Source organism: Streptomyces sp. NPDC004051 (genome assembly GCF_053604275.1).
Genome location: NZ_JBSGHG010000012.1, coordinates 107,630 through 134,146 on the forward strand (window position 1 = coordinate 107,630; position 26,517 = coordinate 134,146).

Annotated in this window: 23 protein-coding genes; 20 read left to right on the forward strand and 3 right to left on the reverse strand. The window is 73.2% G+C overall.

Going from position 1 to position 26,517, the window contains the following annotated elements; translation table 11 throughout:
• Position 1 precedes the first annotated feature (1 nt).
• From ACWEQO_RS15760 to ACWEQO_RS15795, 8 genes are all read left to right on the forward strand, one after another.
• On the forward strand, positions 2-1,108 hold the full coding sequence (locus tag ACWEQO_RS15760) for a quinone-dependent dihydroorotate dehydrogenase (protein WP_361457888.1): 1,107 nt from the start codon (positions 2-4) through the stop codon (positions 1,106-1,108).
• A complete protein-coding gene (gene pyrF, locus ACWEQO_RS15765) occupies positions 1,105-1,950 on the forward strand; it encodes an orotidine-5'-phosphate decarboxylase (protein WP_361457891.1) in 846 nt (281 codons plus the stop codon). Before ACWEQO_RS15760 ends, pyrF begins: the two co-directional genes overlap by 4 nt.
• A 289-nt stretch (positions 1,951-2,239) precedes the next feature.
• On the forward strand, positions 2,240-2,563 hold the full coding sequence (locus ACWEQO_RS15770; protein ID WP_003977346.1) for an integration host factor: 324 nt from the start codon (positions 2,240-2,242) through the stop codon (positions 2,561-2,563).
• 60 nt (positions 2,564-2,623) lie between these two features.
• Positions 2,624-3,217, forward strand: a complete 594-nt coding sequence (gene gmk / locus ACWEQO_RS15775) for a guanylate kinase (RefSeq protein ID WP_361457894.1) — start codon at positions 2,624-2,626, stop codon at positions 3,215-3,217.
• A gap of 93 nt (positions 3,218-3,310) precedes the next feature.
• A complete protein-coding gene (gene rpoZ, locus ACWEQO_RS15780; protein WP_006382157.1) occupies positions 3,311-3,583 on the forward strand; it encodes a DNA-directed RNA polymerase subunit omega in 273 nt (90 codons plus the stop codon).
• Positions 3,584-3,810: 227 nt separating this feature from the next.
• Positions 3,811-5,013, forward strand: a complete 1,203-nt coding sequence (gene coaBC / locus ACWEQO_RS15785; protein ID WP_452983222.1) for a bifunctional phosphopantothenoylcysteine decarboxylase/phosphopantothenate--cysteine ligase CoaBC — start codon at positions 3,811-3,813, stop codon at positions 5,011-5,013.
• 236 nt (positions 5,014-5,249) lie between these two features.
• Positions 5,250-6,473 carry a methionine adenosyltransferase gene (gene metK / locus ACWEQO_RS15790; RefSeq protein ID WP_452983225.1) on the forward strand — a complete coding sequence of 408 codons (1,224 nt, stop codon included), beginning with the start codon at positions 5,250-5,252 and terminating at the stop codon, positions 6,471-6,473.
• A gap of 126 nt (positions 6,474-6,599) precedes the next feature.
• Positions 6,600-8,747: a primosomal protein N' gene (locus ACWEQO_RS15795; protein ID WP_452983228.1), complete on the forward strand. Its 2,148-nt coding sequence runs from the start codon at positions 6,600-6,602 to the stop codon at positions 8,745-8,747.
• 21 nt (positions 8,748-8,768) lie between these two features.
• On the opposite strand, the gene ACWEQO_RS15800 is transcribed toward ACWEQO_RS15795, so the two are convergent.
• Positions 8,769-9,341, reverse strand: coding sequence for a hypothetical protein (locus ACWEQO_RS15800; RefSeq protein WP_452983231.1), 573 nt, complete (start codon positions 9,339-9,341; stop codon positions 8,769-8,771).
• Between the two features lie 233 nt (positions 9,342-9,574).
• Between ACWEQO_RS15800 and fmt the strand changes: the two genes are divergently transcribed.
• From fmt to ACWEQO_RS15855, 11 genes are all read left to right on the forward strand, one after another.
• Positions 9,575-10,507: a methionyl-tRNA formyltransferase gene (gene fmt, locus ACWEQO_RS15805; RefSeq protein ID WP_361457911.1), complete on the forward strand. Its 933-nt coding sequence runs from the start codon at positions 9,575-9,577 to the stop codon at positions 10,505-10,507.
• Positions 10,508-10,604: 97 nt separating this feature from the next.
• Entirely contained in the window at positions 10,605-12,014 is a 1,410-nt protein-coding gene (locus ACWEQO_RS15810) for an RsmB/NOP family class I SAM-dependent RNA methyltransferase (protein ID WP_452983234.1), read from the forward strand.
• A 106-nt stretch (positions 12,015-12,120) separates the two neighbouring features.
• Positions 12,121-12,807 (forward strand): ribulose-phosphate 3-epimerase, encoded by a 687-nt coding sequence (gene rpe, locus ACWEQO_RS15815; RefSeq protein WP_361457917.1) that lies wholly within the window; start codon positions 12,121-12,123, stop codon positions 12,805-12,807.
• A 78-nt stretch (positions 12,808-12,885) separates the two neighbouring features.
• Positions 12,886-13,932 carry a sugar-binding transcriptional regulator gene (locus ACWEQO_RS15820; protein ID WP_452983237.1) on the forward strand — a complete coding sequence of 349 codons (1,047 nt, stop codon included), beginning with the start codon at positions 12,886-12,888 and terminating at the stop codon, positions 13,930-13,932.
• Positions 13,933-14,195: 263 nt separating this feature from the next.
• Complete coding sequence (locus tag ACWEQO_RS15825) at positions 14,196-15,638, forward strand: GuaB1 family IMP dehydrogenase-related protein (protein ID WP_452983346.1); 1,443 nt, start codon at positions 14,196-14,198, stop codon at positions 15,636-15,638.
• An 88-nt stretch (positions 15,639-15,726) separates the two neighbouring features.
• Positions 15,727-16,179 (forward strand): Lrp/AsnC family transcriptional regulator, encoded by a 453-nt coding sequence (locus ACWEQO_RS15830; protein WP_109379437.1) that lies wholly within the window; start codon positions 15,727-15,729, stop codon positions 16,177-16,179.
• A gap of 372 nt (positions 16,180-16,551) precedes the next feature.
• A complete protein-coding gene (locus tag ACWEQO_RS15835; RefSeq protein WP_452983240.1) occupies positions 16,552-17,754 on the forward strand; it encodes an MFS transporter in 1,203 nt (400 codons plus the stop codon).
• An 82-nt stretch (positions 17,755-17,836) separates the two neighbouring features.
• Positions 17,837-19,801 (forward strand): sensor histidine kinase, encoded by a 1,965-nt coding sequence (locus ACWEQO_RS15840; RefSeq protein ID WP_452983243.1) that lies wholly within the window; start codon positions 17,837-17,839, stop codon positions 19,799-19,801.
• A complete protein-coding gene (locus ACWEQO_RS15845; protein WP_361457929.1) occupies positions 19,798-20,178 on the forward strand; it encodes a DUF742 domain-containing protein in 381 nt (126 codons plus the stop codon). Before ACWEQO_RS15840 ends, ACWEQO_RS15845 begins: the two co-directional genes overlap by 4 nt.
• 292 nt (positions 20,179-20,470) lie before the next feature.
• Entirely contained in the window at positions 20,471-21,259 is a 789-nt protein-coding gene (locus tag ACWEQO_RS15850; protein ID WP_452983246.1) for a carbon-nitrogen hydrolase family protein, read from the forward strand.
• A 53-nt stretch (positions 21,260-21,312) separates the two neighbouring features.
• Complete coding sequence (locus tag ACWEQO_RS15855) at positions 21,313-23,025, forward strand: flavin monoamine oxidase family protein (protein WP_452983249.1); 1,713 nt, start codon at positions 21,313-21,315, stop codon at positions 23,023-23,025.
• Here the strand turns inward: ACWEQO_RS15855 and ACWEQO_RS15860 are convergent.
• Positions 22,986-23,735, reverse strand: coding sequence for a DUF5995 family protein (locus ACWEQO_RS15860; RefSeq protein ID WP_452983252.1), 750 nt, complete (start codon positions 23,733-23,735; stop codon positions 22,986-22,988). The genes ACWEQO_RS15855 and ACWEQO_RS15860 overlap by 40 nt on opposite strands.
• 171 nt (positions 23,736-23,906) lie before the next feature.
• Here ACWEQO_RS15860 and ACWEQO_RS15865 point away from each other — a divergent pair, with 171 nt between their 5' ends.
• Positions 23,907-25,037, forward strand: a complete 1,131-nt coding sequence (locus ACWEQO_RS15865) for a glycoside hydrolase family 6 protein (protein ID WP_452983349.1) — start codon at positions 23,907-23,909, stop codon at positions 25,035-25,037.
• Here the strand turns inward: ACWEQO_RS15865 and ACWEQO_RS15870 are convergent.
• Entirely contained in the window at positions 25,019-26,467 is a 1,449-nt protein-coding gene (locus tag ACWEQO_RS15870) for a uracil-xanthine permease family protein (RefSeq protein ID WP_361457941.1), read from the reverse strand. The genes ACWEQO_RS15865 and ACWEQO_RS15870 overlap by 19 nt on opposite strands.
• Positions 26,468-26,517 lie beyond the last annotated feature (50 nt).

Consider the following 26,517-nt stretch of genomic DNA (forward strand, 5'->3'; position numbering starts at 1 on the left):
GATGTACACGTACTTCTTCCGTCTGATCTTCCGGCGCATGGACCCGGAGCGGGCCCACCGGCTGGCCTTCCGCTGGATCCGCCGCGTCGCCGGCGTCCCCGTGCTGCGCACCTTCGTCGCCGCCGTGCTCGCCCCCCGCATGAAGGAGCTGCGCACCGAGGCGCTCGGGCTGCGGCTGCACAGCCCCTTCGGACTCGCCGCCGGCTTCGACAAGAACGCCGTCGGCATCGACGGGATGGCGATGCTCGGCTTCGACCACGTCGAGATCGGCACGGTGACCGGGGAACCGCAGCCCGGGAACCCCGGCAAGCGGCTGTTCCGGCTGATGCCGGACCGGGCGCTGATCAACCGCATGGGATTCAACAACGAGGGCTCGCTGGCCGTCGCCGCCCGCCTGGCCTCCCGTACCCCCGTCTTCCGGACCGTGGTGGGCGTCAACATCGGCAAGACCAAGGCGGTACCGGAGGAGGAGGCCGTCGCGGACTACGTGAAGTCCGCCGAGCGGCTGGCACCGTACGCCGACTACCTGGTGGTCAACGTCTCCTCCCCGAACACCCCGGGACTGCGCGACCTCCAGGCCGCGGAACGGCTGCGCCCGCTGCTGGGCGCCGTCCGCGAGGCCGCCGACCGCAGCGCCCCCGGCCGCCGGGTGCCGCTGCTGGTCAAGATCGCCCCCGATCTCGCCGACGAGGACATCGACGCGGTCGCCGACCTCGCCGTGGACCTCGGCCTGGACGGGATCATCGCCACCAACACCACCATCGCGCGCGCGGAGCTCTCCCTGGCCTCCGAGCCCGCCCTGGTCGCGGAGACCGGAGGCCTGTCCGGCGCTCCGCTGAAGGCACGCTCCCTGGAGGTGCTGCGCCGCCTGTACGCCCGCGTGGGGGACCGGATCACCCTGATCGGGGTCGGCGGCATCGAGAACGCCGAGGACGCCTGGCAGCGCATCCTGGCCGGCGCCACGCTGGTCCAGGGATACAGCGCCCTCATCTACCAGGGCCCCTTCTGGAGCCGTGCCGTCCACAAGGGACTCGCCGCGCGGCTGCGCACCAGCCCGTACAGCACGCTCGCCGACGCGGTGGGCGCCGACGTGAGGAAGACGGCATGAACGGACCCGACCCCTTCGGTGCGCGCCTGCGCCGCGCCATGGACGCGCGCGGCCCGCTGTGCGTCGGCATCGACCCGCACGCCTCCCTGCTCGCCGAGTGGGGCCTGAACGACGACGTGGCCGGCCTGGAGCGGTTCAGCCGCACGGTCGTCGAGGCGGTCGCGGACCGGGTCGCCGTGCTCAAGCCGCAGAGCGCGTTCTTCGAGCGCTTCGGCTCACGCGGCGTCGCGGTGCTGGAGAGGTCGGTCGCCGAGGCGCGGGAGGCCGGCGCGCTGGTCGTCATGGACGCCAAGCGCGGCGACATCGGCTCGACCATGGCGGCCTACGCCGAGACCTTCCTGCACCGGGACTCCCCGCTGTTCTCGGACGCGCTGACCGTCTCCCCGTACCTCGGCTACGGCTCGCTGAGCCCGGCGGTGGAGAAGGCCCGGGAGAACGGCGCGGGACTGTTCGTCCTGGCGCTGACCTCCAACCCGGAGGGCGGCGAGGTGCAGCACGCGGTGCGCCCCGACGGGCGCAACGTCGCGGCGACCGTGCTCGGCCACCTGGCCGCCGAGAACGCGGGGGAGGCACCCCTGGGGTCCTTCGGCGCGGTGGTCGGCGCGACGCTCGGCGATCTGTCGTCGTACGACCTGGAGATCAACGGTCCGCTCCTAGCGCCCGGCATCGGCGCCCAGGGGGCCACGGCGGCGGATCTCCCGGCGGTCTTCGGGAAGGCGGTGCACAACGTCGTGCCGAACGTGAGCCGGGGCGTGCTGCGCCACGGTGCCGACGTGGTCGCGCTGCGTGACGCCGCGGAACGGTACGCGGAGGAGATCAGGGCGGCCGTGACGCCGACCTGAGCCTCCGACGAGGGACGCAGGAGCCCGCCGAGGCCTGGACACGGCAACAAATCCGGGGCTATTTGCCCCAAATGTTCGCACTGATCGAGGCTGACCTGGACTTTTCCGCTGTTCTCGCTGACTCTGGCGCAGTTGGACGCTAGTCTCCGACGGGTGAGGGTACCTCCCACGCCGTTAAGGCAGTGAGGGAGAACGGGCAGGAGTATGTTGCCCGTGGCTCCCAGGTGTGGGGAGACCAGGTTCCTCACCGGTCCGTATCCGACAGTTCGACATCCGAGGTGACGTAGGCGTGGCTCTTCCGCCCCTTACCCCTGAACAGCGCGCAGCCGCGCTCGAAAAGGCCGCCGCGGCTCGCCGGGAGCGGGCCGAGGTCAAGAATCGACTCAAGCACTCCGGTGCCTCCCTCCACGAGGTCATCAAGCAGGGCCAGGAGAACGACGTCATCGGCAAGATGAAGGTCTCCGCGCTGCTCGAGTCCCTGCCGGGCGTGGGCAAAGTCCGCGCCAAGCAGATCATGGAGCGGCTGGGCATCTCCGAGAGCCGCCGGGTACGTGGCCTCGGCTCCAACCAGATCGCCTCCCTGGAGCGCGAGTTCGGCAGCACCGGCTCCTGAGTGCCGGGGTGCCCGGGACCGGAGTCCCGGGCACCCCGGAATTGCTGGAATAATCGCCGCATGGCTGCAACACCCCGGGGGACGACCCCCGTACCCCCGGACGCTCGTCCGCGGCTGACCGTGCTCTCCGGCCCCTCGGGGGTCGGCAAGAGCACGGTCGTCGCCCATATGCGCAAGGCGCACCCCGAGGTCTGGCTCTCGGTGTCGGCGACGACCCGCAAGCCGCGCCCCGGGGAACAGCACGGGGTCCACTACTTCTTCGTCACCGACGACGAGATGGACAAGCTGATCGCCAACGGCGAGCTGCTGGAGTGGGCCGAGTTCGCGGGCAACCGCTACGGTACCCCCCGCGCGGCGGTGCTGGAGCACCTGGAGTCGGGCCTGCCCGTCCTCCTGGAGATCGACCTCCAGGGCGCCCGGCAGGTCCGTACGTCCATGTCCGAGGCGCAGCTGGTGTTCCTGGCCCCGCCCTCCTGGGAGGAGCTGGTGCGCCGGCTCACGGGCAGGGGCACCGAGTCGCCCGAGGTGGTCGAGCGCCGGCTGGAGGCCGCGAAGATCGAACTGGCCGCCGAGCCGGAGTTCGACACCACCCTGGTCAACACCTCCGTCGAGGACGTGGCCCGCGAGCTGCTAGCCTTGATGAACGTCGTGTGACCGTCAGCGTTTCCTCAGCGGCCGTCCCGCGATCACGCAGACCTCGTCTGCGCTCATCTTTACCCGTCTTTTCCACCCATCGGAAGGTAGAGCGTGTCCTCTTCCATCTCCACGCCCGAGGGCATCATCAACCCGCCGATCGACGAGCTCCTCGAGGCCACGGACTCGAAGTACAGCCTCGTGATCTACGCGGCCAAGCGGGCTCGCCAGATCAACGCGTACTACTCGCAGCTCGGTGAAGGGCTCCTCGAGTACGTCGGTCCCCTCGTCGACACCCACGTCCACGAGAAGCCGCTCTCGATCGCCCTGCGTGAGATCAACGCGGGACTGCTGACCTCCGAGGCCGTCGAAGGCCCCGCTCAGTAAGTCGCACCGTCGTATCGGCGACTCTCGACCGACTTTTCCACAGGCCCGGCAGCACGGCTGCCGGGCCTGTGGTTTTGTCGGGGGCGGGGGGAGTGAGGGCCGTTCCCCGCGGTGGTGCAGCATGAAGGGTGCGCGCCCGCCCGAGGCGCGCACGGGAGCCGGGTAGCCGAAAGAACCGGGAAGAACCGGGAAGCCACCTGGAAAGAGCCGGAAAGAGACGGAGAGGCATGGACAAGCCGAAGGTCGTTCTGGGCGTCACCGGCGGCATCGCCGCGTACAAGGCCTGCGAGCTGCTCAGGCGGCTGACGGAGTCGGGGCACGACGTGCGCGTGGTCCCCACCGCCTCCGCGCTGCACTTCGTCGGCGCCGCCACCTGGTCCGCGCTCTCCGGGAACCCGGTCACCACCGAGGTCTGGGACGACGTCCACGAGGTGCCGCACGTCCGCATCGGGCAGCACGCCGACCTGGTGGTCGTCGCTCCGGCCACCGCGGACATCCTGGCGAAGGCGGCGCACGGCCTGGCCGACGACCTCCTCACCAACACCCTGCTCACCGCCCGATGTCCGGTGGTCTTCGCCCCCGCCATGCACACCGAGATGTGGGAGCACCCGGCCACCCGGGAGAACGTGGCGACCCTGCGCCGACGCGGTGCCGTCGTCATCGAACCGGCGGTCGGCCGGCTCACCGGCGTGGACACCGGAAAGGGCCGGCTGCCCGATCCCGGCGAGATATTCGAGGTCTGCCGGCGGGTGCTGGCCCGGGGCGTGGCCGAGCCCGACCTCGAGGGACGGCACGTCGTGATCAGCGCCGGCGGCACCCGCGAGCCCCTCGACCCGGTCCGCTTCCTCGGCAACCGCTCCTCCGGCAAGCAGGGCTACGCCCTCGCCCGTACCGCCGCCGCGCGGGGCGCGCGCGTCACGCTGATCGCCGCCAACTCGTTCCTGCCCGACCCCGCGGGGGTCGACGTCGTCCCCGTGGGGACCGCCGTGGAACTGCGTGCGGAAGTACTGCGCGCCGCCGCCGACGCCGACGCGGTGGTGATGGCCGCCGCCGTCGCCGACTTCCGGCCCGCGGTCTACGCGACCGGCAAGATCAAGAAGAAGGACGGGCAGGAGCCCGAGCCCGTCGCCCTGGTGCGCAACCCGGACGTCCTCGCAGAGATCGCCGCCGACCGGGCCCGCCCCGGACAGGTGATCGTGGGTTTCGCCGCGGAGACGGACGACGTCCTCGCCAACGGCCGGGCCAAGTTGAAGCGCAAGGGCTGCGATCTGCTCGTGGTCAACGAGGTCGGTGAGCACCGGACGTTCGGCTCGGAGGAGAACGAGGCGGTGGTGCTGGGGGCCGACGGCAGCGAGACGCCCGTGGCCCACGGCCCCAAGGAGGCCCTGGCCGACACGGTCTGGGACCTGGTCGCCGAACGCCTGGGCTGAACGGGAACAGCCGGTGCGCGGGCCGGAAAAGCCCTCCGCCGGGGTGTGGCGCCTCTGGTCAACCCGCCTCGGCATGGGCAGAATGCCCGTGCCGCAGGTCACGGCGCTCCCGAGAGGCGAGACAGGGGGCCCCGTGGCGAGGCGCGACAGATAAGCTGTTCCACGGACGGCGTGAGGTGCAGCCCCCGCCGTCCGTCAATGATCAGCCAGCAGCCGCTGCAACCCCAGGGAGCGTTGTGTCCCGTCGTCTCTTCACCTCGGAGTCCGTGACCGAGGGTCACCCCGACAAGATCGCTGACCAGATCAGCGACACCATCCTCGACGCACTGCTGCGCGAGGACCCGGCCTCGCGCGTCGCCGTCGAGACCCTGATCACCACCGGTCTGGTGCACGTGGCCGGAGAGGTCACGACCAAGGCGTACGCGCCGATCCCGCAGCTGGTGCGGGAGAAGATCCTGGAGATCGGCTACGACTCCTCGAAGAAGGGCTTCGACGGTGCCTCCTGCGGCGTGTCGGTGTCGATCGGGGCCCAGTCCCCGGACATCGCGCAGGGCGTCGACACCGCTTACGAGAGCCGGGTCGAGGGTGCCGCCGCAGGTGGGGAAACGGACGAGTTGGACCGGCAGGGCGCCGGGGACCAGGGTCTGATGTTCGGCTACGCGTCGGACGAGACGCCGACGCTGATGCCGCTGCCGATCTTCCTCGCGCACCGCCTGTCCAAGCGCCTGTCCGACGTGCGCAAGAACGGCACGATCCCCTACCTGCGTCCGGACGGCAAGACCCAGGTCACCATCGAGTACGACGGCGACAAGGCGGTCCGCCTCGACACCGTGGTCGTCTCCTCCCAGCACGCCTCCGACATCGACCTCGAGTCGCTGCTCGCCCCGGACATCCGCGAGTTCGTCGTGGAGCCGGAGCTGAAGGCGCTGCTGGACGAGGGCATCAAGCTGGACACCGAGAACTACCGTCTGCTGGTCAACCCCACCGGCCGCTTCGAGATCGGCGGGCCGATGGGCGACGCGGGCCTCACCGGCCGCAAGATCATCATCGACACCTACGGCGGTATGGCCCGCCACGGCGGCGGCGCCTTCTCGGGCAAGGACCCCTCCAAGGTGGACCGCTCGGCGGCGTACGCGATGCGCTGGGTCGCCAAGAACGTGGTCGCGGCCGGTCTGGCCGCCCGCTGCGAGGTCCAGGTGGCGTACGCCATCGGCAAGGCCGAGCCGGTCGGGCTGTTCGTGGAGACCTTCGGCACCGCCAAGGTCGGCCCCGAGCTGATCGAGAAGGCGATCGACGAGGTGTTCGACCTGCGTCCGGCCGCCATCATCCGCGACCTGGACCTGCTCCGCCCGATCTACTCGCAGACCGCCGCCTACGGCCACTTCGGCCGCGAGCTGCCCGACTTCACCTGGGAGCGCACCGACCGCGTGGACGCGCTGCGCAAGGCGGCGGGCCTGTAGCCCGCACGCCCGCACCCACGGCACGTCAGCCGAGGCCCGGCGCTCCTTCGGGGGTGGCGGGCCTCGGCGCGTCCCCGGGGGCGGGAGCGCAGCCGGTTGTCAGTCGCGTTTGGTAAGAATGCAAGCGTGAGCAGTGAGAACGGGCAGGTGGACGGTGGTGCGCGGGGCGCCCCGCCGGAGCAGCTCGCGCTCATCCGCGAGACCGTGCGCAAGGCGGACACGCCCCGGGCCAAGCCGCGGACCTGGCGGGGCGCCGCGCTCGCCGGACAGCTGCCGGTCGCGCGCGTCCTGGTCGACAAGGGCGTGCTGCACCTCGACCGGTACTTCGACTACGCGGTGCCCGAGGAACTCGACGCCGACGCGCAGCCGGGCGTCCGGGTGCGGGTGCGGTTCGGGGCCGGCCGGCACCGGGTGCGCGAGGGACGCCGAGAGGGCGGGGGGCTGATCGACGGGTTCCTCGTCGAGCGACTCGCCGAGTCCGACTACTCCGGCCCGCTGGCCGCCCTCGCCCAGGTGGTCTCGCCCGAGCCGGTCCTGAGCGAGGAGCTGCTGGGGCTGGCCCGCGCGGTCGCCGACCGGTACGCGGGCAGCCTCGCCGACGTGCTCCAGCTCGCCGTGCCGCCGCGCAACGCCCGCGCCGAGCGGCGCCCCTCACCCGACCCCGTACCGCCGCCCCCGGCGCCCCCACCGGGCTCCTGGGCCCGGTACGAACAGGGGGAGGGCTTCCTCCGGTCGCTGGCCTCCGGCGGCGCTCCGCGCGCCGTGTGGAACGCGCTGCCCGGACCGCTGTGGAGCGAGGAGCTGGCCCGTGCCGTCGCGGCGACACTGGCCTCGGGGCGCGGCGCGCTCGTCGTCCTGCCGGACGGCCGGACCGTCGCCCGTGTCGACGCCGCGCTCACCGAGCTCCTCGGCGAGGGACGGCACGCCGTACTGACCGCCGACGCCGGACCCGAGAAGCGGTACGCGCAGTGGCTCGCCGTGCGGCGGGGCTCGGTGCGCGCCGTGATCGGCACCCGGGCGGCGATGTTCGCGCCCGTCCGGGATCTCGGACTGATCGCGCTCTGGGACGACGGCGACGCCAGCCACAGCGAGCAGCACGCCCCGCAGCCGCACGCGCGCGAAGTGCTGCTGCTGCGGGCGGCACAGGACAGGTGCGGCTTCCTGCTGGGGAGCTGGAGCTGCACGGTGGAGGCCGCCCAGCTGGTCGAGACCGGCTGGGCCGGACCGCTGGTCGCCGGAAGGGACCGGGTACGGGCCGCCGCGCCGCTGGTGCGGACCGTCGGCGACGGGGACCTCGCGCGCGACGAGGCCGCCCGCGCCGCCCGGCTGCCGACGCTCGCCTGGCAGACCCTCAGGGAGGGGCTGCGGCACGGGCCGGTGCTCGTACAGGTGCCCCGGCGCGGCTACGTCCCCCGGATGGCGTGCGCCGGCTGCCGCGCCCCGGCACGGTGCCGGCACTGCTCCGGGCCGCTGGAGGCGCACGGTGCCGACGATCTGCGGTGCGGGTGGTGCGGGCGTGAGGAGACCGGCTGGCACTGTCCGGAGTGCGGCGGGTTCCGGCTGCGGGCCCAGGTGGTGGGGGCCCGCCGGACCGCCGAGGAGCTGGGCCGTGCCTTCCCCGCCGTGCCGGTGCGCACCTCGGGGCGCGAGCATGTGCTGGACACGGTGCCGGACACGCCCGCGCTGGTGGTGAGCACCCCCGGGGCCGAGCCGGTCGCGGAGGGCGGCTACGCGGCGGCGCTGCTGCTGGACGGCTGGGCGATGCTGGGCCGGCCCGATCTGCGGGCCGCGGAGGAGGCGCTGCGCCGGTGGATCGGCGCGGCGGCGCTGGTGCGTCCGCAGGCGGCCGGCGGCACGGTGGTGGTGATCGCCGAGCCGACGCTGCGGCCCGTGCAGGCGCTGGTGCGGTGGGACCCGGTGGGGCACGCGGTGCGGGAGCTGGGCGAACGGACCGAGCTGGGCTTCCCGCCGGTGTCGCGGATGGCGGCCGTGTCGGGACCGGGGGAGGCCGTGGCGGAGTTCCTCCGCGCGGTCGAACTGCCGGGGGAGGCGGAGGTGCTGGGACCCGTCCCGCTGCCCCTCACCCCCGCCGGCCGCCCCCGGCGACCGGGCGGTTCGCCGCCCGGGGACCACTGGGAGCGGGCGCTGATCCGGGTACCGCCGGGCAGCGGAGCGGCGCTCACCGGCGCACTGAAGGCGGCCCAGGCGGCGCGCACGGCCCGCGGGGGCGACATCCCGGTGCGGGTGCGGATCGACCCCCCCGACATCGGCTGAACGGCGCCGAGGAACCGCCGGTCAGCCGTTGCGGGGGCCGGGGAAGGTCGGGGGAGCGGGGAACGCCGGGGGACGGGGGTCGTTGCGGAGGGGCGAACTGCTCGCCGTGGGCTGGGTCGGCATGGAACGGGCGGCCGGCACCGTCGGCACGGCGGAGACCCCGGCGCCCACGTTGACCGTGCGGGCCCCCGACGGCTCCGCGGTGTGCTCCGTCTCCACGGCCGGGGCGGTCGGCCGGGCGGCCGCGGCGCGGCGGGCGCCGTAGCGGCGGTGCACCGCCTGCTTGGTGACGCCGAGCGCGGAGCCCACCGCGTCCCACGAGAAGCCCAGCGAGCGGTCGAAGTCGACGGCCGCGGTGACCAGGGTCTCGACGCTGTCCCGCAGTTCCTGGGCGAGCCGGACCGTCGGAGCCGGGGCACGTCCGTAGACGACGAAGCCCGTGGAGGGACCGGAACGGCGCGGGCGGTAGACGTTGCCCAGCTGGGCGGTGAGTGTGCGCAGTGCGTCCACCTGCCGGCGGACCCGCTCGATGTCCCGCACCAGCAAGTGCAGGCTGGCACGAGCCTGGGCGTCGTGGGTTGCGTGGTCGGCCATGGAACAAGCCTCTCGAACCGGCGTTGAATGGAACGGGCCGCGTCCGGGCCCGATGTGGTCAACTCTTTCTTGACCAACGCGGACGCGCCCCATGAGTCACGGGGTGGGGGCGTGGCGACATATGCGCACGCCCCCGTGCGCAGGCCTGCGCCTCGGCTTCGTCCGACGTGTCGTCCCCCATAGACTGGTGCGCTGCCCGCATCCGTCCCCGCCCGAGAGGCCCGAACCACTCCATGAAGCTGGTCTTCGCCGGCACCCCCGAGGTCGCCGTTCCCGCCCTGGACGCTCTGCTCGCCTCGGAGCGGCACGAGGTGGCCGCCGTCGTCACCCGGCCCGACGCACCGGCCGGGCGGGGCCGCAGGCTGGTGGCCTCTCCGGTCGCCGAGCGGGCGCGGGAGGCCGGGATCGAGGTGCTCAAGCCGGTGACGCCCCGGGACCCGGAGTTCCTGGAGCGGCTGCGCGAGATCGCCCCCGACTGCTGCCCCGTCGTCGCCTACGGCGCCCTGCTGCCCCGGGTCGCCCTCGACATCCCGGAGCGGGGCTGGGTCAACCTGCACTTCTCGCTGCTGCCCGCCTGGCGCGGTGCGGCGCCCGTGCAGCACGCCGTCATGGCGGGGGACGAGATCACCGGTGCGTCCACCTTCCTCATCGAGGAGGGGCTCGACTCCGGGCCGGTCTACGGCACCGTCACCGAGGAGATCCGCCCCACCGACACCAGCGGCGACCTGCTCACCCGGCTCGCCTTCGCCGGCGCCGGGCTGCTCGCCGCGACCATGGACGGCATCGCCGACGGCACCCTGAAGGCCGTACCGCAGCCCGCCGACGGGGTCACCCTCGCCCCGAAGGTCTCCGTCGAGGACGCCCGCGTCGACTGGAACGCCCCGGCCCTGCGCGTCGGCCGGATCGTGCGCGGCTGCACCCCCGCGCCCGGCGCCTGGACCACCTTCCGGGGCGAGCGGCTCAAGCTCGTCCAGGTCGTCCCCGCTCCCGACCGCACGGACCTCGCCCCGGGCCGGGTGTCCGCGGGCAAGAACAACGTGTACGTCGGCACCGGTTCGCACGCCGTGGAGCTGCTGTGGGTGCAGGCCCAGGGCAAGAAGCCGATGCGGGCGGCGGACTGGGCACGCGGCGCGCGGATCGGCGCGGAGGAGACGGTCGGCGCCTGAGGCCGCGGGGCCCGGCCCCCCTCCGGCCGCACCTCGGCCTTCTTCGAGGACGTAGGCTGGACCGCGCACTTCATCCCACATCCGGAGCACCTTTTTCGTGAGCGACCAGCCCCGCAGGCCCGGCAAGCCCTACCGTCGGCCCAAGAAGGACCCCGTCCGCATCCTCGCCTTCGAGGCCCTGCGGGCCGTGGACGAGCGGGACGCCTACGCCAACCTCGTCCTGCCGCCGTTGCTGCGCAGGGCCCGCGAGGGCGGTGACTTCGACGCCCGGGACGCGGCGCTCGCCACCGAGCTGGTGTACGGAACGCTGCGCCGGCAGGGCACGTACGACGCGGTCGTCGCGGCCTGCGTCGACCGGCCGCTGCGGGAGGTGGACCCGCCCGTGCTGGACGTGCTCGGCCTGGGCGCGCACCAGCTGCTCGGGACCCGGATCCCCACGCACGCCGCGGTCTCCGCCACCGTCGAGCTCGCGCGCGTGGTGCTCGGCGACGGGCGGGCCAAGTTCGTCAACGCCGTGCTGCGCAAGGTCGCGCAGCACGACCTCGACGGCTGGCTGGAGCGGGTCGCGCCGCCCTACGACGAGGACCCCGAGGACCATCTCGCCGTCGTGCACTCGCACCCGCGCTGGGTCGTCTCCGCGCTGTGGGACTCCCTCGGCGGCGGCCGTGCCGGCATCGAGGAACTGCTGCGGGCGGACAACGAGCGGCCCGAGGTGACCCTGGTCGCCCGCCCCGGGCGCGCCACCACCGAGGAACTGCTCGGCGAGGAGGCCGCCCTCCCGGGACGCTGGTCGCCGTACGCGGTGCGGCTGAGCGAGGGCGGCGAGCCGGGCGCGATCCCGGCCGTCGCGGACGGCCGGGCCGGAGTGCAGGACGAGGGCAGCCAGCTCGTCGCGCTCGCCGTCGCCAACGCCCCGCTGGACGGGCCGGACCGCAGGTGGCTGGACGGCTGCGCCGGCCCCGGTGGCAAGGCCGCGCTGCTCGCCGCGCTCGCCGCCGAGCGCGGAGCCGCCCTGCTGGCCTCCGAGAAGCAGCCGCACCGGGCCGGCCTGGTCGCGAAGGCGCTGGCCGGGAACCCCGGCCCGTACCAGGTCGTCGTCGCCGACGGGACCCGGCCGCCGTGGCGGCCCGGCAGCTTCGACCGGGTGCTGGTGGATGTGCCGTGCACCGGGCTCGGCGCCCTGCGCCGCCGGCCCGAGGCGCGCTGGCGCCGCCGGCCGGACGACCTGGACGGCTTCGCCCCGCTGCAGCGCGGGCTGCTGCGCGGCGCCCTGGAAGCCGTACGGGTCGGCGGCGTCGTCGGCTACGCCACCTGCTCGCCGCACCTCGCCGAGACCCGGGCGGTCGTCGCCGACCTGCTCAAACAGTTCCCGGACACCGAGCTCCTCGACGCCCGGCCGCTGCTGCCCGGGGTCCCGGAGCTGGGCGAGGGCCCCGACGTACAGCTGTGGCCGCATCTGCACGGAACCGACGCCATGTACCTGGCGCTCATCCGCCGGACCGGCTGACCCCGCCCCGAGGAGCTCCGAACGAAACGGGCGGCCGGTCCGCCCGCGACCGGATCGGAACCCGGCCGATGCCGCCGACCCTCGACGGGCATGGCAGGCTTGGTGCATGGCTGCGCAGATCAACCCCAGCATTCTGTCCGCCGACTTCGCCCGCCTCGCGGACGAGGCACGGGCGGTCGAGGGAGCCGACTGGCTCCACGTCGACGTCATGGACAACCACTTCGTCCCGAACCTCACGCTCGGTGTGCCGGTCGTGGAGTCGCTCGCCCGTGCGACGGACACTCCGCTGGACTGCCACCTGATGATCGAGGCCCCCGACCGCTGGGCGCCCCAGTACGTCGAGGCGGGGGCCGGTTCCGTCACCTTCCACGTCGAGGCGGCCGCCGCACCGGTGCGGCTGGCCCGCGAGATCCGGGCCAAGGGGGCGCGGGCCTCCATGGCGCTGAAGCCCGCGACCCCCATCGAGCCCTACGAGGACCTGCTCCCCGAGCTCGACATGCTGCTGATCATGACGGTCGAGCCGGGCTTCGGGGGGCAGGCCTTCCTCGACATCATGCTGCCGAAGATCCGCCGCACCCGCGAGCTGATCAGCAAGCACGGCCTGGAGCTCTGGCTGCAGGTCGACGGCGGGGTCTCGGCCTCCACCATCGAGCAGTGCGCCGACGCCGGCGCCGACGTCTTCGTCGCGGGATCGGCCGTGTACGGGGCGGCGGACCCGGCCGAGGCGGTGCGCGCACTGCGCCGCCAGGCCGAGGCCGCCACGGGCAAGGCGTCCTGGGCGTGCGACCACTGAGCCACGAGAACATGAACGGCTTTCAGCAGGGCTGATCGACCGCGCCGGATCTGCGAGGATGAACGGCGAATCCAGAGTGTGAACAGCAGTGAGGAGAACGCCGTGTCGGGTATGTCGGCGGCGGGCCGTTCAGCCATGCGGATGGGACCCGCTGAGCTGGTGCAGGCGGCGGCCATGGCCCGCCGCTTCTACCTCGAGGGCAAGTCCAAGATCCAGATCGCCGAGGAGTTCGGCGTCAGCCGCTTCAAGGTGGCCCGGGTCCTGGAGACCGCCCTCGAACGGGATCTCGTACGCATCGAGATCCGTGTGCCCGCCGAGCTGGACGCGGAGCGCTCCGACGCGCTGCGCGCCCGCTACGGCCTGCGGCACGCCGTCGTGGTGGAGTCCCCGGCCGAGGCCGAGGAGACACCCGACCCCGAGAACCTCGGAGAGGTGGCCGCCGACCTGCTCGGCGAACTGGTCGACGAGGGCGATGTGCTGGGCCTGGCCTGGGGCCGGTCCACCATCCACATGGCGGCGGCCCTGGACCGGCTGCCGCCCTGCACGGTCGTGCAGCTGACGGGCGTGTACGACGCCGGGACCGCCGAGCGCGGCTCGGTGGAGGCCGTGCGGCGGGCCGCACAGGTGTCGGGCGGCGACGCCCACCCCATCTACGCGCCGATGCTGCTGCCGGACGCGGCCACCGCTCAGGCGCTGCGCCACCAGACGGGCATCGCGCGGGCCTTCGAGTACTTCGACAAGGTCACGGTCGCCTGCGTCTCCATCGGATCGTGGGAGCCGGGCATCTCGACGGTGCACGACATGCTCTCGGACGAGGAGCGCGCGCACTACGCCTCGCTCGGCGTCGCCGCGGAGATGTCCGCCCACCTCTTCGACTCCGACGGACGCCGGGTCGGCCGCGACCTGGGCGAGCGGTGCATCACGGTCACCGCCGACCAGCTCCGCCGGGTCCCCGAGGTCGTCGCGATCGCCGGCGGGCAGCGCAAGGGCCCCGCCATCGACGCGGTGCTGCGCTCCGGGCTCGTCACCAGCCTGGTGACGGACACCTCGGCCGCGGACTACCTGATGGCGGCGGGACCGGCCCCCAGGTCCGCCCTGAACCGCTCGGACCCCGACGGCCCCTGACCGGCCCCGGGGACGCGTGGGCCCGGGGCGGGCGCGGCGGCACCGGGCGCACGGTGCCGCGGCTCCTGCCCGCCTGCCCGGCCCCGCGTCCCGTCGCCCACCGCGGCCCGGACATTCGGAGATTCCTCCCAGTGCCCGGCGGCGCGGCCTGGACGATCCGCCCGGAGAGGGCGTTCCGTCCGTCATGGGAGAATGAAGTACGTGCTCTTCCCCCTGGCTGACCTGTCCGGGGGCCACCTCTGAACCACCGGGATGTGCAGCACGTGCGTTTCCTCAACGACATCCAGCCCCCGTACGACCTGACGTACGACGACGTCTTCATGGTGCCGAACCGGTCCGCCATCGGTTCCCGGCAGAGCGTGGACCTCAGCTCCCCGGACGGCACGGGCACCACCATCCCGCTCGTCGTCGCCAACATGACGGCCATCGCCGGCCGCCGCATGGCCGAGACGGTGGCCCGCCGGGGCGGGCTCGTGGTCATCCCGCAGGACATCCCGATCGAGGTCGTCACCGAGGTCGTCTCCTGGGTCAAGAGCCGCCACCTGGTCCTCGACACCCCCATCGTGCTCGCCCCGCACCAGACCGTCGCCGACGCGCTCGCCCTGCTGCCCAAGCGCGCGCACAACGCGGGCGTCGTCGTGGACGACGAGCACCGGCCGGTCGGCGTGGTCACCGACACCGACCTGTCCGGCGTGGACCGGTTCACCCAGCTCACCGAGGTCATGTCCCGCGACCTGCTGCTCGTCGACGCCGGCATGGACCCGCGCGAGGCCTTCAACACCCTGGACGGCGCCAACCGGCGCTACGCCCCCGCCGTCGACGAGCACGGCCGCCTCGCCGGCATCCTCACCCGCAAGGGCGCCCTGCGGGCCACCCTGTACACGCCGGCCACCGACGCGCAGGGCAGGCTGCGGATCGCCGCGGCCGTCGGCATCAACGGCGATGTCGCGGGCAAGGCCCAGCAGCTGCTGGAGGCGGGCGTCGACACGCTCGTCATCGACACGGCGCACGGGCACCAGGAGTCGATGATCAGCGCGCTGAAGCTGGTGCGCGACCTCGATCCGCAGGTCCCGGTCGCCGCGGGCAACGTCGTCGCCGCCGCGGGGGTGCGCGATCTGATCGAGGCCGGCGCGGACATCGTCAAGGTCGGTGTCGGCCCCGGCGCCATGTGCACCACCCGCATGATGACCGGCGTCGGCCGTCCGCAGTTCTCCGCGGTGCTGGAGTGCGCGGCGGAGGCGAGGAAGTACGGCAAGCACGTGTGGGCCGACGGCGGCATCCGTCACCCGCGCGACGTCGCGATGGCGCTCGCGGCCGGTGCGTCCAACGTGATGGTCGGCTCCTGGTTCGCCGGGACCCACGAGTCCCCCGGCGACCTCCAGCACGACGCGGACGGCCGCCCCTACAAGGAGTCCTTCGGCATGGCCTCCGCGCGCGCCGTGCGCAACCGCACCTCGGAGGAGTCGGCCTACGACCGGGCCCGCAAGTCGCTGTTCGAGGAGGGCATCTCCACCTCCCGCATGTTCCTCGACCCGGCCCGGCCCGGCGTCGAGGACCTGATCGACTCGGTCATCGCGGGCGTCCGCTCCTCCTGCACGTACGCGGGCGCCGGCTCCCTGGAGGAGTTCGCCGAGAAGGCCGTCGTCGGTGTCCAGAGCGCCGCCGGCTACGCCGAGGGCAAGCCGCTGCACGCCAGCTGGACCTGACCGACCCCGGCGGGCCCGGCCGGTTCCGTACCGGCCCGGCCCGCCGATCCCGTTGTGGACCTCCCGGAAGCGAAGTGAACCACCCGCAGTGCTGAACGATCTCGACGAACGCATCGTGCACGCCCTCGCCGAGGACGCCCGCCGCTCCTACGCGGACATCGGCCAGCTCGTCGGCCTGTCCGCGCCCGCGGTGAAGCGGCGCGTGGACCGGCTGCGCGCCACCGGCGCCATCACCGGCTTCACGGTACGGGTGGATCCCGCCGCCCTCGGCTGGGAGACCGAGGGGTTCGTCGAGATCTACTGCCGCGGCAACACCTCCCCGGAGACCATCCAGCGGGGCCTGGAGCGCTACCAGGAGGTCGTGTCCGCCTCCACCGTCACCGGGGAGGCGGACGCGGTCGCCCAGGTCTTCGCCGCCGACATGCGGCACTTCGAGCGGGTCCTGGAACGGATCGCGGGGGAGCCGTTCGTCGAGCGGACCAAGTCCGTGCTGGTGCTGTCGCCACTGCTGCGCCGCTTCTCGTCGGGCTCGCCGACCTAGGCGAGAACCCCGGCCGCGGCTTCGAGGCGAACGCCGACCGGAACGCGGCCCGGAACGCCCTGCACCCGTACCGGAGCGGCCATGGGACGATCCCGGCTGCCCCGGCAACGGCTCAGGCGCGGCGGAGACGTGCTGCCGCCCCCTCCACCCCCGTCCCGGAGCCGTGACCGTCCGGCCGGACACGTCGGCCGGACACGTCGGCCGGGACATATCGACCGGGCGCGGAAACGCCGGACCGCATCCGGCTCCGGCGTCTACCATCGATGCCATGACCTGGCGACATTGATCCACCCCTCGTGCCTCCCGTGGGCCTCCCCGGGCGCCGTACGTCCTCCACGTCCGGTGTCCGAACCACCCTCACGGGAAGGCCCCATGACTCTCACGCCCCCGCGTGCGCCCGACCCCCGCGTCCGACGGCTGACGACCACGCTGTACGGCTACGCGTTCCTCGAAGACTTCGTGCTGCTCTACCCGGTGTACGCGCTGTTGTTCAGCGACACCGGTCTCACGGTCTGGCAGATCTCCTCCCTGTTCGCCCTCTGGTCGGTCACCGGCGTCCTGCTGGAGATCCCCTCCGGCGTCTGGGCGGACGCCGTCTCCCGGCGCCTGCTGCTGTGGCTCGGCCCGCTGCTCACCGCAGCCGGCTTCGCCCTGTGGGTGCTGCTGCCCTCCTACGGCGCCTTCGCGGCCGGCTTCGTGCTGTGGGGCGCCGGCGGGGCGCTCGCCTCCGGTGCGCTGGAGGCCCTCGTCCACGACGAACTGGAGCGGCTCGGCGCGGCCGACCGCTACGCCCGCGTCATGGGCCGCGCCCGCGCGGCGGGACTGGTCGCCGTGATGGCGGCCATGGGGTTCGCCGGTCCGGTGCTGGCCTGGGGCGGCCACACCGCCGTCGGCGCCGCCAGCGTCCTGGGGTGCGTGCTGACCACGGCCACGGCCCTCCGGTTCCCGGAGCACCGCCGCCCGGCGACCGGGCACGAGGGCTGGACCGCACCCCTGCGCGCCGGGCTCGCCGAGGCCCGCGCCGACCGGTCGGTGCGCGGCGCGCTGCTGCTCGTACCGGCCGTGGGCGCGGTCTGGGGCGCCCTCGACGAGTACACGCCGCTGCTGGTGCGGGACACCGGCGTCGCGGACGGGACGGTTCCCTGGCTGCTCCTGCTGATCTGGACCGGCGCCACCGCCGGAAGCCTGCTGGCCGGGGAGGGCGAACGCCTCGGCACGACCGGACTCGCGAGCCTGCTCGCGGGCTCCGGACTGCTCCTGGCCCTCGGCTCCGCCGCGGGCACGACGGCCGGGCTCGTGCTCGTCGCCCTCGCCTTCGGCGGCTTCCAGGCGGCGACCGTACTGGCCGACGCGCGACTCCAGCGGCGGATCGCGGACACCGGGCGGGCCACCCTGACCTCGGTCGCGGGACTGGGCACCGAGCTGGCCACGGTCGCGGCGTTCGGCGGCTACGCGGTGATCGCCTCGCGCGGCGGACACAGCACGGCCTTCGCCGTGCTCGCGCTGCCGTATCTGGTGACGGCGTTGCTCCTGATGCTCGTGAGGCCATTGCGCTCGCCGCGCGGCGTCCCGTAGGTTGTGCGCCTCGCTACCGACTGGTAACACCGTCGGTGGCCGTTTTCGCTGCCCAGTCATCCGAGCATCCTGGGAGAGAGCCATGCGTCGGCTCATCGGCCGCCCCACCACGGTCCGCGCCCGCATCGTCGCGCTCGCGTTCGCCCCGGCGCTCGCCCTGCTGGTGCTGTGGACCTTCACCATGGTGTCGGTCACCGGAGAACTGCGCGCACTGATCCGGCTGCAGGGCGTGTACGAGGACTTCGGCACACCCGTCGACACGGCGATCGGACAGATCCAGATCGAACGGCGGCTCGCCGCCACGTACCTGGGGGCCGGCCACCGTACGTCCGCGGCCCCGGACCTGATGGAACAGCAGCGCCGCACCGACCGTGCCGTGAACGCCATGCGCCACGCGATCCGAGACGGCGACCGCGGTCGGCTCTCCGGTCGGCAGCGCCGGGCCCTCGACGCCGTGGTCGGCGCCGCCGACGAACTCGAGGAACTGCGCCACCGGGTCCTGTCCCGCGACATCTCCTGGGACAGGGCCGTCGACGCGTACGGCGCGCTCGTGGAACCCGGCTTCGACGTGCAGTCCGCACTCACCGCACTGCAGGCCGGACAGCTCGCGCGGGAGGCGCAGGTCGTCGTCGAGCTCGTCCGGGTGCGGGAGTTCGTCTCCCGTGAGGACGCCCTCGTGGCCGGAGCACGTGCGGCCGGCCGGCTCACCGACCGGCAGTACGCCACACTCACCGCGACCGTCGAACACCGCCGGGTCTTCGAGCGGACGTACGTGGCCGACCTGCCGACCGACTCACGGGTGCTGTTCGAGGAGTTCCAACGCGGCGAGCTGCACCGCGCGTTGACCCGGAGCGAGGACGCGCTGCTGGAGGCGGGGCCGGAGCGTGCCGGTGAGGCAGTCGCGGCCGAGGCCTGGCGTACGACCACCGACCGGGCCGTCAAGCGCTACATGGAACTGTGCACCCAGGCGGCCCTCAACTCCGCCGAGCGTGGCCGTGCCTTCGCCTACCGAGAACTGATCGAGGCAGCCGTCGTGGGCGGGCTCGGGCTGGCGGCCATCGGCCTGTCCCTGTGGTGGGCGGTGCGCGGCGCCCGCCGCATCTCCCGCCGCCTGGAGGTGCTGCGGGACTCCGCCGACCTGCTGACCACCCGCCAATTGCCGGACGTCATGGAACGGTTGAGCGCCGGCGAGGAGGTGAACGCGGCTGTCGAGGCACCGCCGCTGGCCGAGGCGGAGGCGGAACCCGACGAGATCGGCCAGGTCGGCCGGTCCTTCAACGCCGCCCGGCTCGCCGCCGTCGAGGCCGCCGTCCGGCAGGCCACCCTGCGCCGCGGGCTGTTCGCCGTGCTGCTCACCATCGCCCGGCGCAACCAGGCCCTGGTGCACCGCCAGCTGAAGCTGGTCGACACGCTGGAACGGCGCACGGAGGATCCCGAGGCGCTGGAGCAGCTGTTCCGCATCGACCACCTCACCACCCGGATGCGGCGCCACGCGGAGAACCTGATCATCCTCTCCGGCGCGGCCCCGGGCCGCCGGTGGCGTCGGCCCGTGCCCGTGGCCGACATCGTCTCCTCCGCCGTGAGCGAGATCGAGGACTACACGAGGGTGGAGGTGCCGCCCATGGACCGGGTGGGGATCACGGCGGACGCCGTCGCCGATGTCGTCCACCTCCTCGCCGAACTCCTGGAGAACGCCACCGTGTTCTCGCCCCCGCACACCCGCGTGACCCTGCGCACCGGCCGGGAACGCGGCGGTTTCGTGCTGCGGATCGACGACCGGGGGCCCGGCCTCCGCTCCGGACCGCTCCACGGGGCCCTGCGCATCCTCAGCCACCCCGACGACTTCGACCCGTCCCGCCACGACCGGCTCGGTCTGTACGTGGTCGGCCGGCTCGCCGCACGGCACGCCATCGAGGTGACGCTGCACGAGTCCCCGTACGGCGGGACCACGGCCACCGTGCTGCTGCCGGAAGGAGTACTTGCGAACCTGGAGTCCCAAGAGCCGGAGGTGCTCGAGCGGACGGACGACGTGTCCCCGCTGCCGTGACCGACGACGAGCACTGGTATGAGGACGAGACCGGCTCGATGGTGCGCCCCTATACCGTCACGCGGGGCCGGACCCGGCCCTCAGGAGGGCCCACCGTCACCCTGTTGTCCCAGGTCAGCGCCGTGGAGTCCGGCCTGGCCCGACCCGGCGTCGACCACGCCCGCGCCGCTCTGCTCGACCTGGTGCGCCGCTGGGGCCCGCTGCCGGTCGTCGAGCTCGCGGCGCACGCCGACCTGCCCCTGACCGTCGTCCGCGTGCTGCTCGCCGACCTGGCGGGGGCCGGACTGGTGTGGGTCGGCGCACCGCGCCGACCGGGCGGGCCGGCGGCCGACCCGGAGCTGCTGCGCGAGATCGTCGCGCGGCTCCGGGAGCTGTGACCCCGGGGCCCGCCCGACCGTTATGCCCACGCGGCGGCCCTCAGGCGCTTCGCACGGCGGTTCATGGCGGCCTCCGCGCAGGCGGAACGGAGGGGCAGCACGGTCCCCGGTGCCGCGTCCACCCCCCGGCCACGGGCGCCGCACGGGGGCGCGCAACGAATCGCCGCCGACCCCGCGGCGGACGCAACAGTTCGCCCATGGGCGCGCAACGGCTCCTCCTTGTCCGGCCGAGCCGACCGGACGTAGCGTCTGTGCGACCCCCCGAAACCCCGTGCACCGATGAGGGAAACGCATGCGCACCGCCCTGCTCCAGAGTTCCGGACGGCCCGGATCCGTCGCCGGGAACCTCAAGGTCCTCGACGAGGCCGCGGGCCGTGCCGCCGCGGCCGGCGCCGGGCTGCTCGTGACCTCGGAGCTGTTCCTGACGGGGTACGCCATCGGCGACGACGTCACGGTGCTCGCCGAACCCGCCGACGGCGACGCGGCCGACGCGATCGCCCGGACGGCCGCCCGGCACGGACTCGCCATCGCCTACAGCTACCCGGAACGCACCGGCGAGACGGTCCACAACTCCCTCCAGCTCGTCTCCGCCGACGGCACCCGCCTCGCGAACTACCGCAAGACCCACCTCTTCGGCGACTTCGAGCACGAGCACTTCACCCCGGGCGACCAGCCGGTCGTCCAGGCCGAACTCGACGGCCTCACCGTCGGCCTGCTGGTCTGCTACGACGTCGAGTTCCCGGAGAACGCGCGCGCCCACGCCCTGGCGGGCACCGACCTCCTCCTGGTGCCCACGGCCCTGATGCACCCGTTCCAGTTCGTCGCCGAATCCGTCGTGCCGGTACGGGCGTTCGAGAACCAGATGTACATCGCGTACGTCAACCGGGTCGGCCGGGAAGGCGAGTGGGAGTTCGCTGGGCTGTCCACCCTCGCCGGACCCGACGGAGTCGCCCGCACCCGGGCGGGCCGCGGAGAGGAACTCGTCCTCGCCGACGTGGACCCCGTGCTCCTCGCCGCCTCCCGTGAGAACAACCCGTATCTGCGGGACCGTCGCCCCGGCCTGTACGGCCCCCGCGGCTGAGCCACGCCTCCCCCGACACCCCGAAGACCGTTCGCGCAAGGAGTCCGCACCCCATGACGTCCACGGTGCCCAACGCCGTCGAGCACGCCGACGAGCAGCAGCCCCCGATCACCATGTTCGGCCCGGACTTCCCGTACGCGTACGACGACTTCCTCGCCCACCCCGCGGGCCTCGGCCAGATCCCCGCGACCGAGCACGGCACCGAGGTCGCGGTCGTCGGCGGCGGCCTGTCCGGGATCATCGTCGCCTACGAGCTGATGAAGATGGGCCTCAAGCCCGTCGTGTACGAGGCCGACCGGATCGGCGGCCGGCTGCGCACCGTCGCCTTCGAGGGCTGCGACCCCTCGCTCACCGCCGAGATGGGCGCGATGCGCTTCCCGCCGTCCTCCACCGCCCTCCAGCACTACATCGACCTGGTGGGACTCGAGACCCGTCCCTTCCCCAACCCCCTTGCCGAGGCGACGCCTTCGACCGTCGTCGACCTCAAGGGCGAGTCGCACTACGCCAGGACGCCCGAGGACCTGCCGCAGGTCTACCGGGACGTGGCGGACGCCTGGAACCGCTGCCTGGAGGAGGGCGCCGACTTCTCCGACATGAACCGCGCCCTGCGCGAACGGGACGTCCCGCGCATCCGCGAGATCTGGTCGCGGCTGGTGGAGAAGCTCGACAACCAGACCTTCTACGGTTTCCTCTGCGATTCCGAGGCCTTCAAGTCCTTCCGGCACCGCGAGATCTTCGGCCAGGTCGGCTTCGGCACCGGCGGCTGGGACACCGACTTCCCCAACTCCATCCTGGAGATCCTGCGGGTCGTCTACACCGAGGCCGACGACCACCACCGCGGCATCGTCGGCGGCTCCCAGCAACTGCCGCTGCGCCTGTGGGAGCGCGAGCCGGAGAAGATCGTCCACTGGCCGTACGGCACCTCGCTGAAGTCCCTGCACGCCGACGGCGAGCCCCGCCCGGCGGTGACGCGGCTGCACCGCACCGCCGGCCGGCACATCACGGTGACGGACGCGAACGGGGACATCCGCACCTACCGGGCGGCCGTCTTCACCGCCCAGTCCTGGATGCTGCTCTCCAAGGTCGCCTGCGACGAGTCGCTCTTCCCCATCGACCACTGGACCGCCATCGAGCGCACCCACTACATGGAGAGCTCCAAGCTCTTCGTGCCCGTGGACCGGCCCTTCTGGCGGGACGAGGCCGTCGACGAGAACGGGAACCCGACGGGGCGGGACGTCATGTCGATGACGCTCACCGACCGGATGACCCGCGGCACCTACCTGCTCGACGACGGCCCGGACCGGCCCGCCGTCATCTGCCTCTCGTACACCTGGTGCGACGACAGCCTGAAGTGGCTGCCGCTGTCGCCGAACGAGCGGATGGAGGTCATGCTGAAGTCGCTGGGCGAGATCTACCCGACGGTCGACATCAGGAAGCACATCATCGGCAACCCGGTGACCGTCTCCTGGGAGGACGAGCCCTACTTCATGGGCGCCTTCAAGGCCAACCTGCCCGGCCACTACCGCTATCAGCGGCGCCTGTTCACGCACTTCATGCAGGACCGGCTGCCCGAGGACAAGCGGGGCGTCTTCCTGGCCGGCGACGACATCTCCTGGACGGCCGGCTGGGCCGAAGGAGCCGTCCAGACCGCGCTGAACGCGGTCTGGGGCGTCATGCACCACTTCGGTGGAGCGACCGACGCGACCAACCCCGGCCCCGGTGACGTCTACGACGAGATCGCGCCGGTGGAACTCCCCGACGACTGAGCCGGGCCGCCCGGGTCAGTCGGGCAGGGCGTGAGCAGCATGCGGCCGGCGAAGCCGACCGCCATGTCCAGCCGCGCGGCGAACTCCTCGGCGACGTCCGGCAGTCCGCGCAGCGCCCACAGCGCGCGGGCCGCCGTCCAGGCGGCGTCCCGGGCGCGGTCCAGGCTCCACGCGGCGAGCAGATGGGTCATCGGGTCGGCGAGCTGGAGCAGGTCGGGACCCGGCATCAGGTCCTCGCGGATGCGCTCCTCCAGCGTGACCAGGAGATCGCCCACATGGTCGAACTCGTCCTCCAGGTCAGCGGGTTCGCAGCCGAGCGTACGGCAGGTGTCCACGACGGCGAGCGCCAGGTCGTGGCCGATGTGCGCGTTGACGCCCGCCAGCGCGAACTGCAGCGGACGTACGCCCGGATGGTGGCGGAACTGGAACAGCGGGCGCCAGCAGGCCGGTGGGCGGCGGCCCTCGGACACCGCTGCGACGGCGGCCAGATAGCGCTCGGCGAACAGCACGTCCAGGGTGACCGCCGCCCGGGTGTCCGCGAGCAGACCGTCGTCGATGCGACGGTCCACCTCCGTCGTCACCGCGAGATAGACGCGGTTGAAGACCGCGATCCCGTCCCGGCGGGGCAGGGCGGAGTCGAGGGCGCACATCCGGGAGACGACCGCGTCTACAGGGGTGCAGACCCGACGGGCTTGTTCGCATTGCGCCATGAGCGCAGAGTCGCACCTTTAGTGTGGTGCCGGTGGCGGCGGGCCGACGTTTCCCCGGATCGGGGGAACGCGCCCGTCGTGGGGGAGGGGAGCAGCACTGTGACAGGTCCGCGTGCCCGACGCCTGGCCGCCCGGCGGTCCGCGCGCAGAGGCGCGGCCCGGCGTGCCGCCATGGTCGCGGCGGCCTCCCTCGTGGTCGCGGTCGGCACCGCCGCCGGGGTGGTCTCCTCGGTGGAGGACGGACGCGGCTCGGACGAGGCACGGCCGGCGGCGACCGCGTCGCCGCGGCCGGAGGCACTGCCCGCCCCGCCGTCGGTGTCCCCGTCGACCGGGGCGCCGCCCCCCTCCGCGTCGGCCCCTCCCGAGCCCCGGGCGGAAAAGGCGAGTGCCACGCCGTCCGGGCCGCCCAGCGCGCGGGAGCAGCGGTCGGCCCCGGCGTCCCCCCGGCTCTACCGCCACCCCGAGTCCCAGGTCCTGGACTGGGTGCGGGCCCACCCCGGTGATCCGCGCCGCGCGGTCATAGAATCCCGCATCGGTGACCGGCCGGCGGCCGTGTGGTTCGCCGACCACTCACCGGACACGGTCACCGAGCGGGTGCGCGCGATCACCTCGGCCGGCGCCGCGCGGGGCCGGGTGCCCGTCCTCGTGCCGTACACGATCCCCGACCGCGACTGCGGCGGGCACTCCCGGGGCGGGGCGCCCGATCTGGACGCCTACGACGACTGGATCGACCGGTTCGCCGCCGGACTGGGGTCCGGTGAGGTCATCGTGATCCTGGAGCCGGACTCCCTCGCCCAGGCCGATTGCCTCTCCGCGGGACAGCGAGCCGACCGCTTCGCCTCACTGGCCCGCGCCGGACGGGTGCTGAAGGAGGCCGCCCCCCGGGCCCGCGTCTACTACGACGCCGGGCACTCCGGCTGGAACGCGCCGGCGCGGCAGGCCGACTGGCTGCGGCAGGCCGGAGCCGCGTCGGAGGCCTCCTCCGACGGCGTCTTCAGCAACGTCTCCAACTTCCACGACACGGCCGACGAGATCGCTTACGACCGGCAGGTGCTCGACGCGCTCGACGGCCCGCCCGGCCTGGGCGCGGTGATCGACACCAGCCGCAACGGCAACGGCGCCCCGGCCGACGGCGAATGGTGCGACCCCGCGGGCCGCAGGCTCGGCCGGACCCCGACGCTCAGCACCGGCGAGGCCGGGATCGACGCCTACCTCTGGGTGAAACTGCCCGGGGAGTCGGACGGCTGCAGGGGCGCACCGGGCACCTTCACCCCGTCGTACGCCTACGACTTGGCGCGCTGAGGGCCCCCGCCGTCCGTCTCGTCCCCGTCGTTCCCGCCGTTTTCGCGGTTCCCGCCCCCGTTCTCGTCGTAGGCGGAGGTCCCGGCGTCGAGCAGCGGCGGCTGGGTCTTGAGGTGGGCCGGCGCGAAGGCGCGCAGCGCGTGGTACCCGGTGATGACGACGAGGGTGCCGAGCGCGATGCCGCTGAGCGAGAAGGTGTCGGTGAACTCCATGGTGACGTTGCCGACGCCGATGATGATGCCCGCGGCGGCCGGTACCAGGTTCAGCGGATTGCGCAGGTCCACCTTGGCGTTGATCCAGATCTGGGCGCCGAGCAGGCCGATCATGCCGTACAGGATGACGGTGATCCCGCCGAGCACACCCCCGGGGATGGCGGCCACGACCGCGCCGAACTTCGGGCAGAGGCCGAACAGCAGGGCGAAGCACGCGGCGGCCCAGTACGCGGCGGTCGAGTAGACACGGGTGGCCGCCATCACGCCGATGTTCTCGGAGTAGGTGGTGTTGGGCGGGCCGCCGACGGCGGTGGACAGCATGGAGCCGACGCCGTCGGCGGAGATGGCCGTGCCCAGCTTGTCGTCGAGGTTGTCGCCGGTCATCTCGCCGACGGCCTTGACGTGCCCGGCGTTCTCGGCGATCAGCGCGATGACGACCGGCAGGGCGACCAGGATCGCCGACCACTCGAAGGACGGGCCGTGCAGGTTCGGCAGACCGATCCAGTCGGCCTGGCCCACACCGGACAGGTCCAGGCGCCAGTGGTCGGTGACCTTGCCGCTCGCGTCCGCGGAGTGGATCCGGCCGAAGACCAGGTCGAGGACCCAGGAGAGCGCGTAGCCGAAGACCAGCCCGAGGAAGATCGCGATACGGGACCAGAAGCCCCGCAGGCACACCACCGCCAGGCCGGTGAACAGCATCACGGCCAGGGCGGTCCACTGGTCCTGCGGCCAGTACGTGGCGGCGGTCACCGGTGCCAGGTTGAAGCCGATCAGCATCACCACGGCACCGGTGACGATCGGCGGCATCGTGGCGTGGATGATTCGCGCCCCGAAACGCCGCACCGCGAGCCCCACCAGGAACAGCGCGGCCCCGACCACGAACACCGCGCCGGTCACCGTGGCGCTCGACCCGCCCTGGGCCCGGATGACCGCGGCGACGCCGACGAAGGAGAGCGAGCAGCCCAGGTAGCTGGGCACCCGGCCGCGCGTGGCCAGCAGGAAGACGATGGTCGCGACGCCCGACATCATGATCGCGAGGTTGGGGTCCAGGCCCATCAGCACCGGGGCGACGAAGGAGGCTCCGAACATCGCCACGACGTGCTGGGCGCCGAGTCCTGCGGTACGGGGCCAGGAGAGCCGTTCGTCGGGGCGGACCACCGCGCCGGGAGCCGGGGTGCGTCCGTCTCCGTGCAGTGTCCAGCGGACGCCGAGATCCATGGGGTGTCGCTTTCGTCGTTCGTGCAGCGTGTCCGGACCATTGTCGGGGC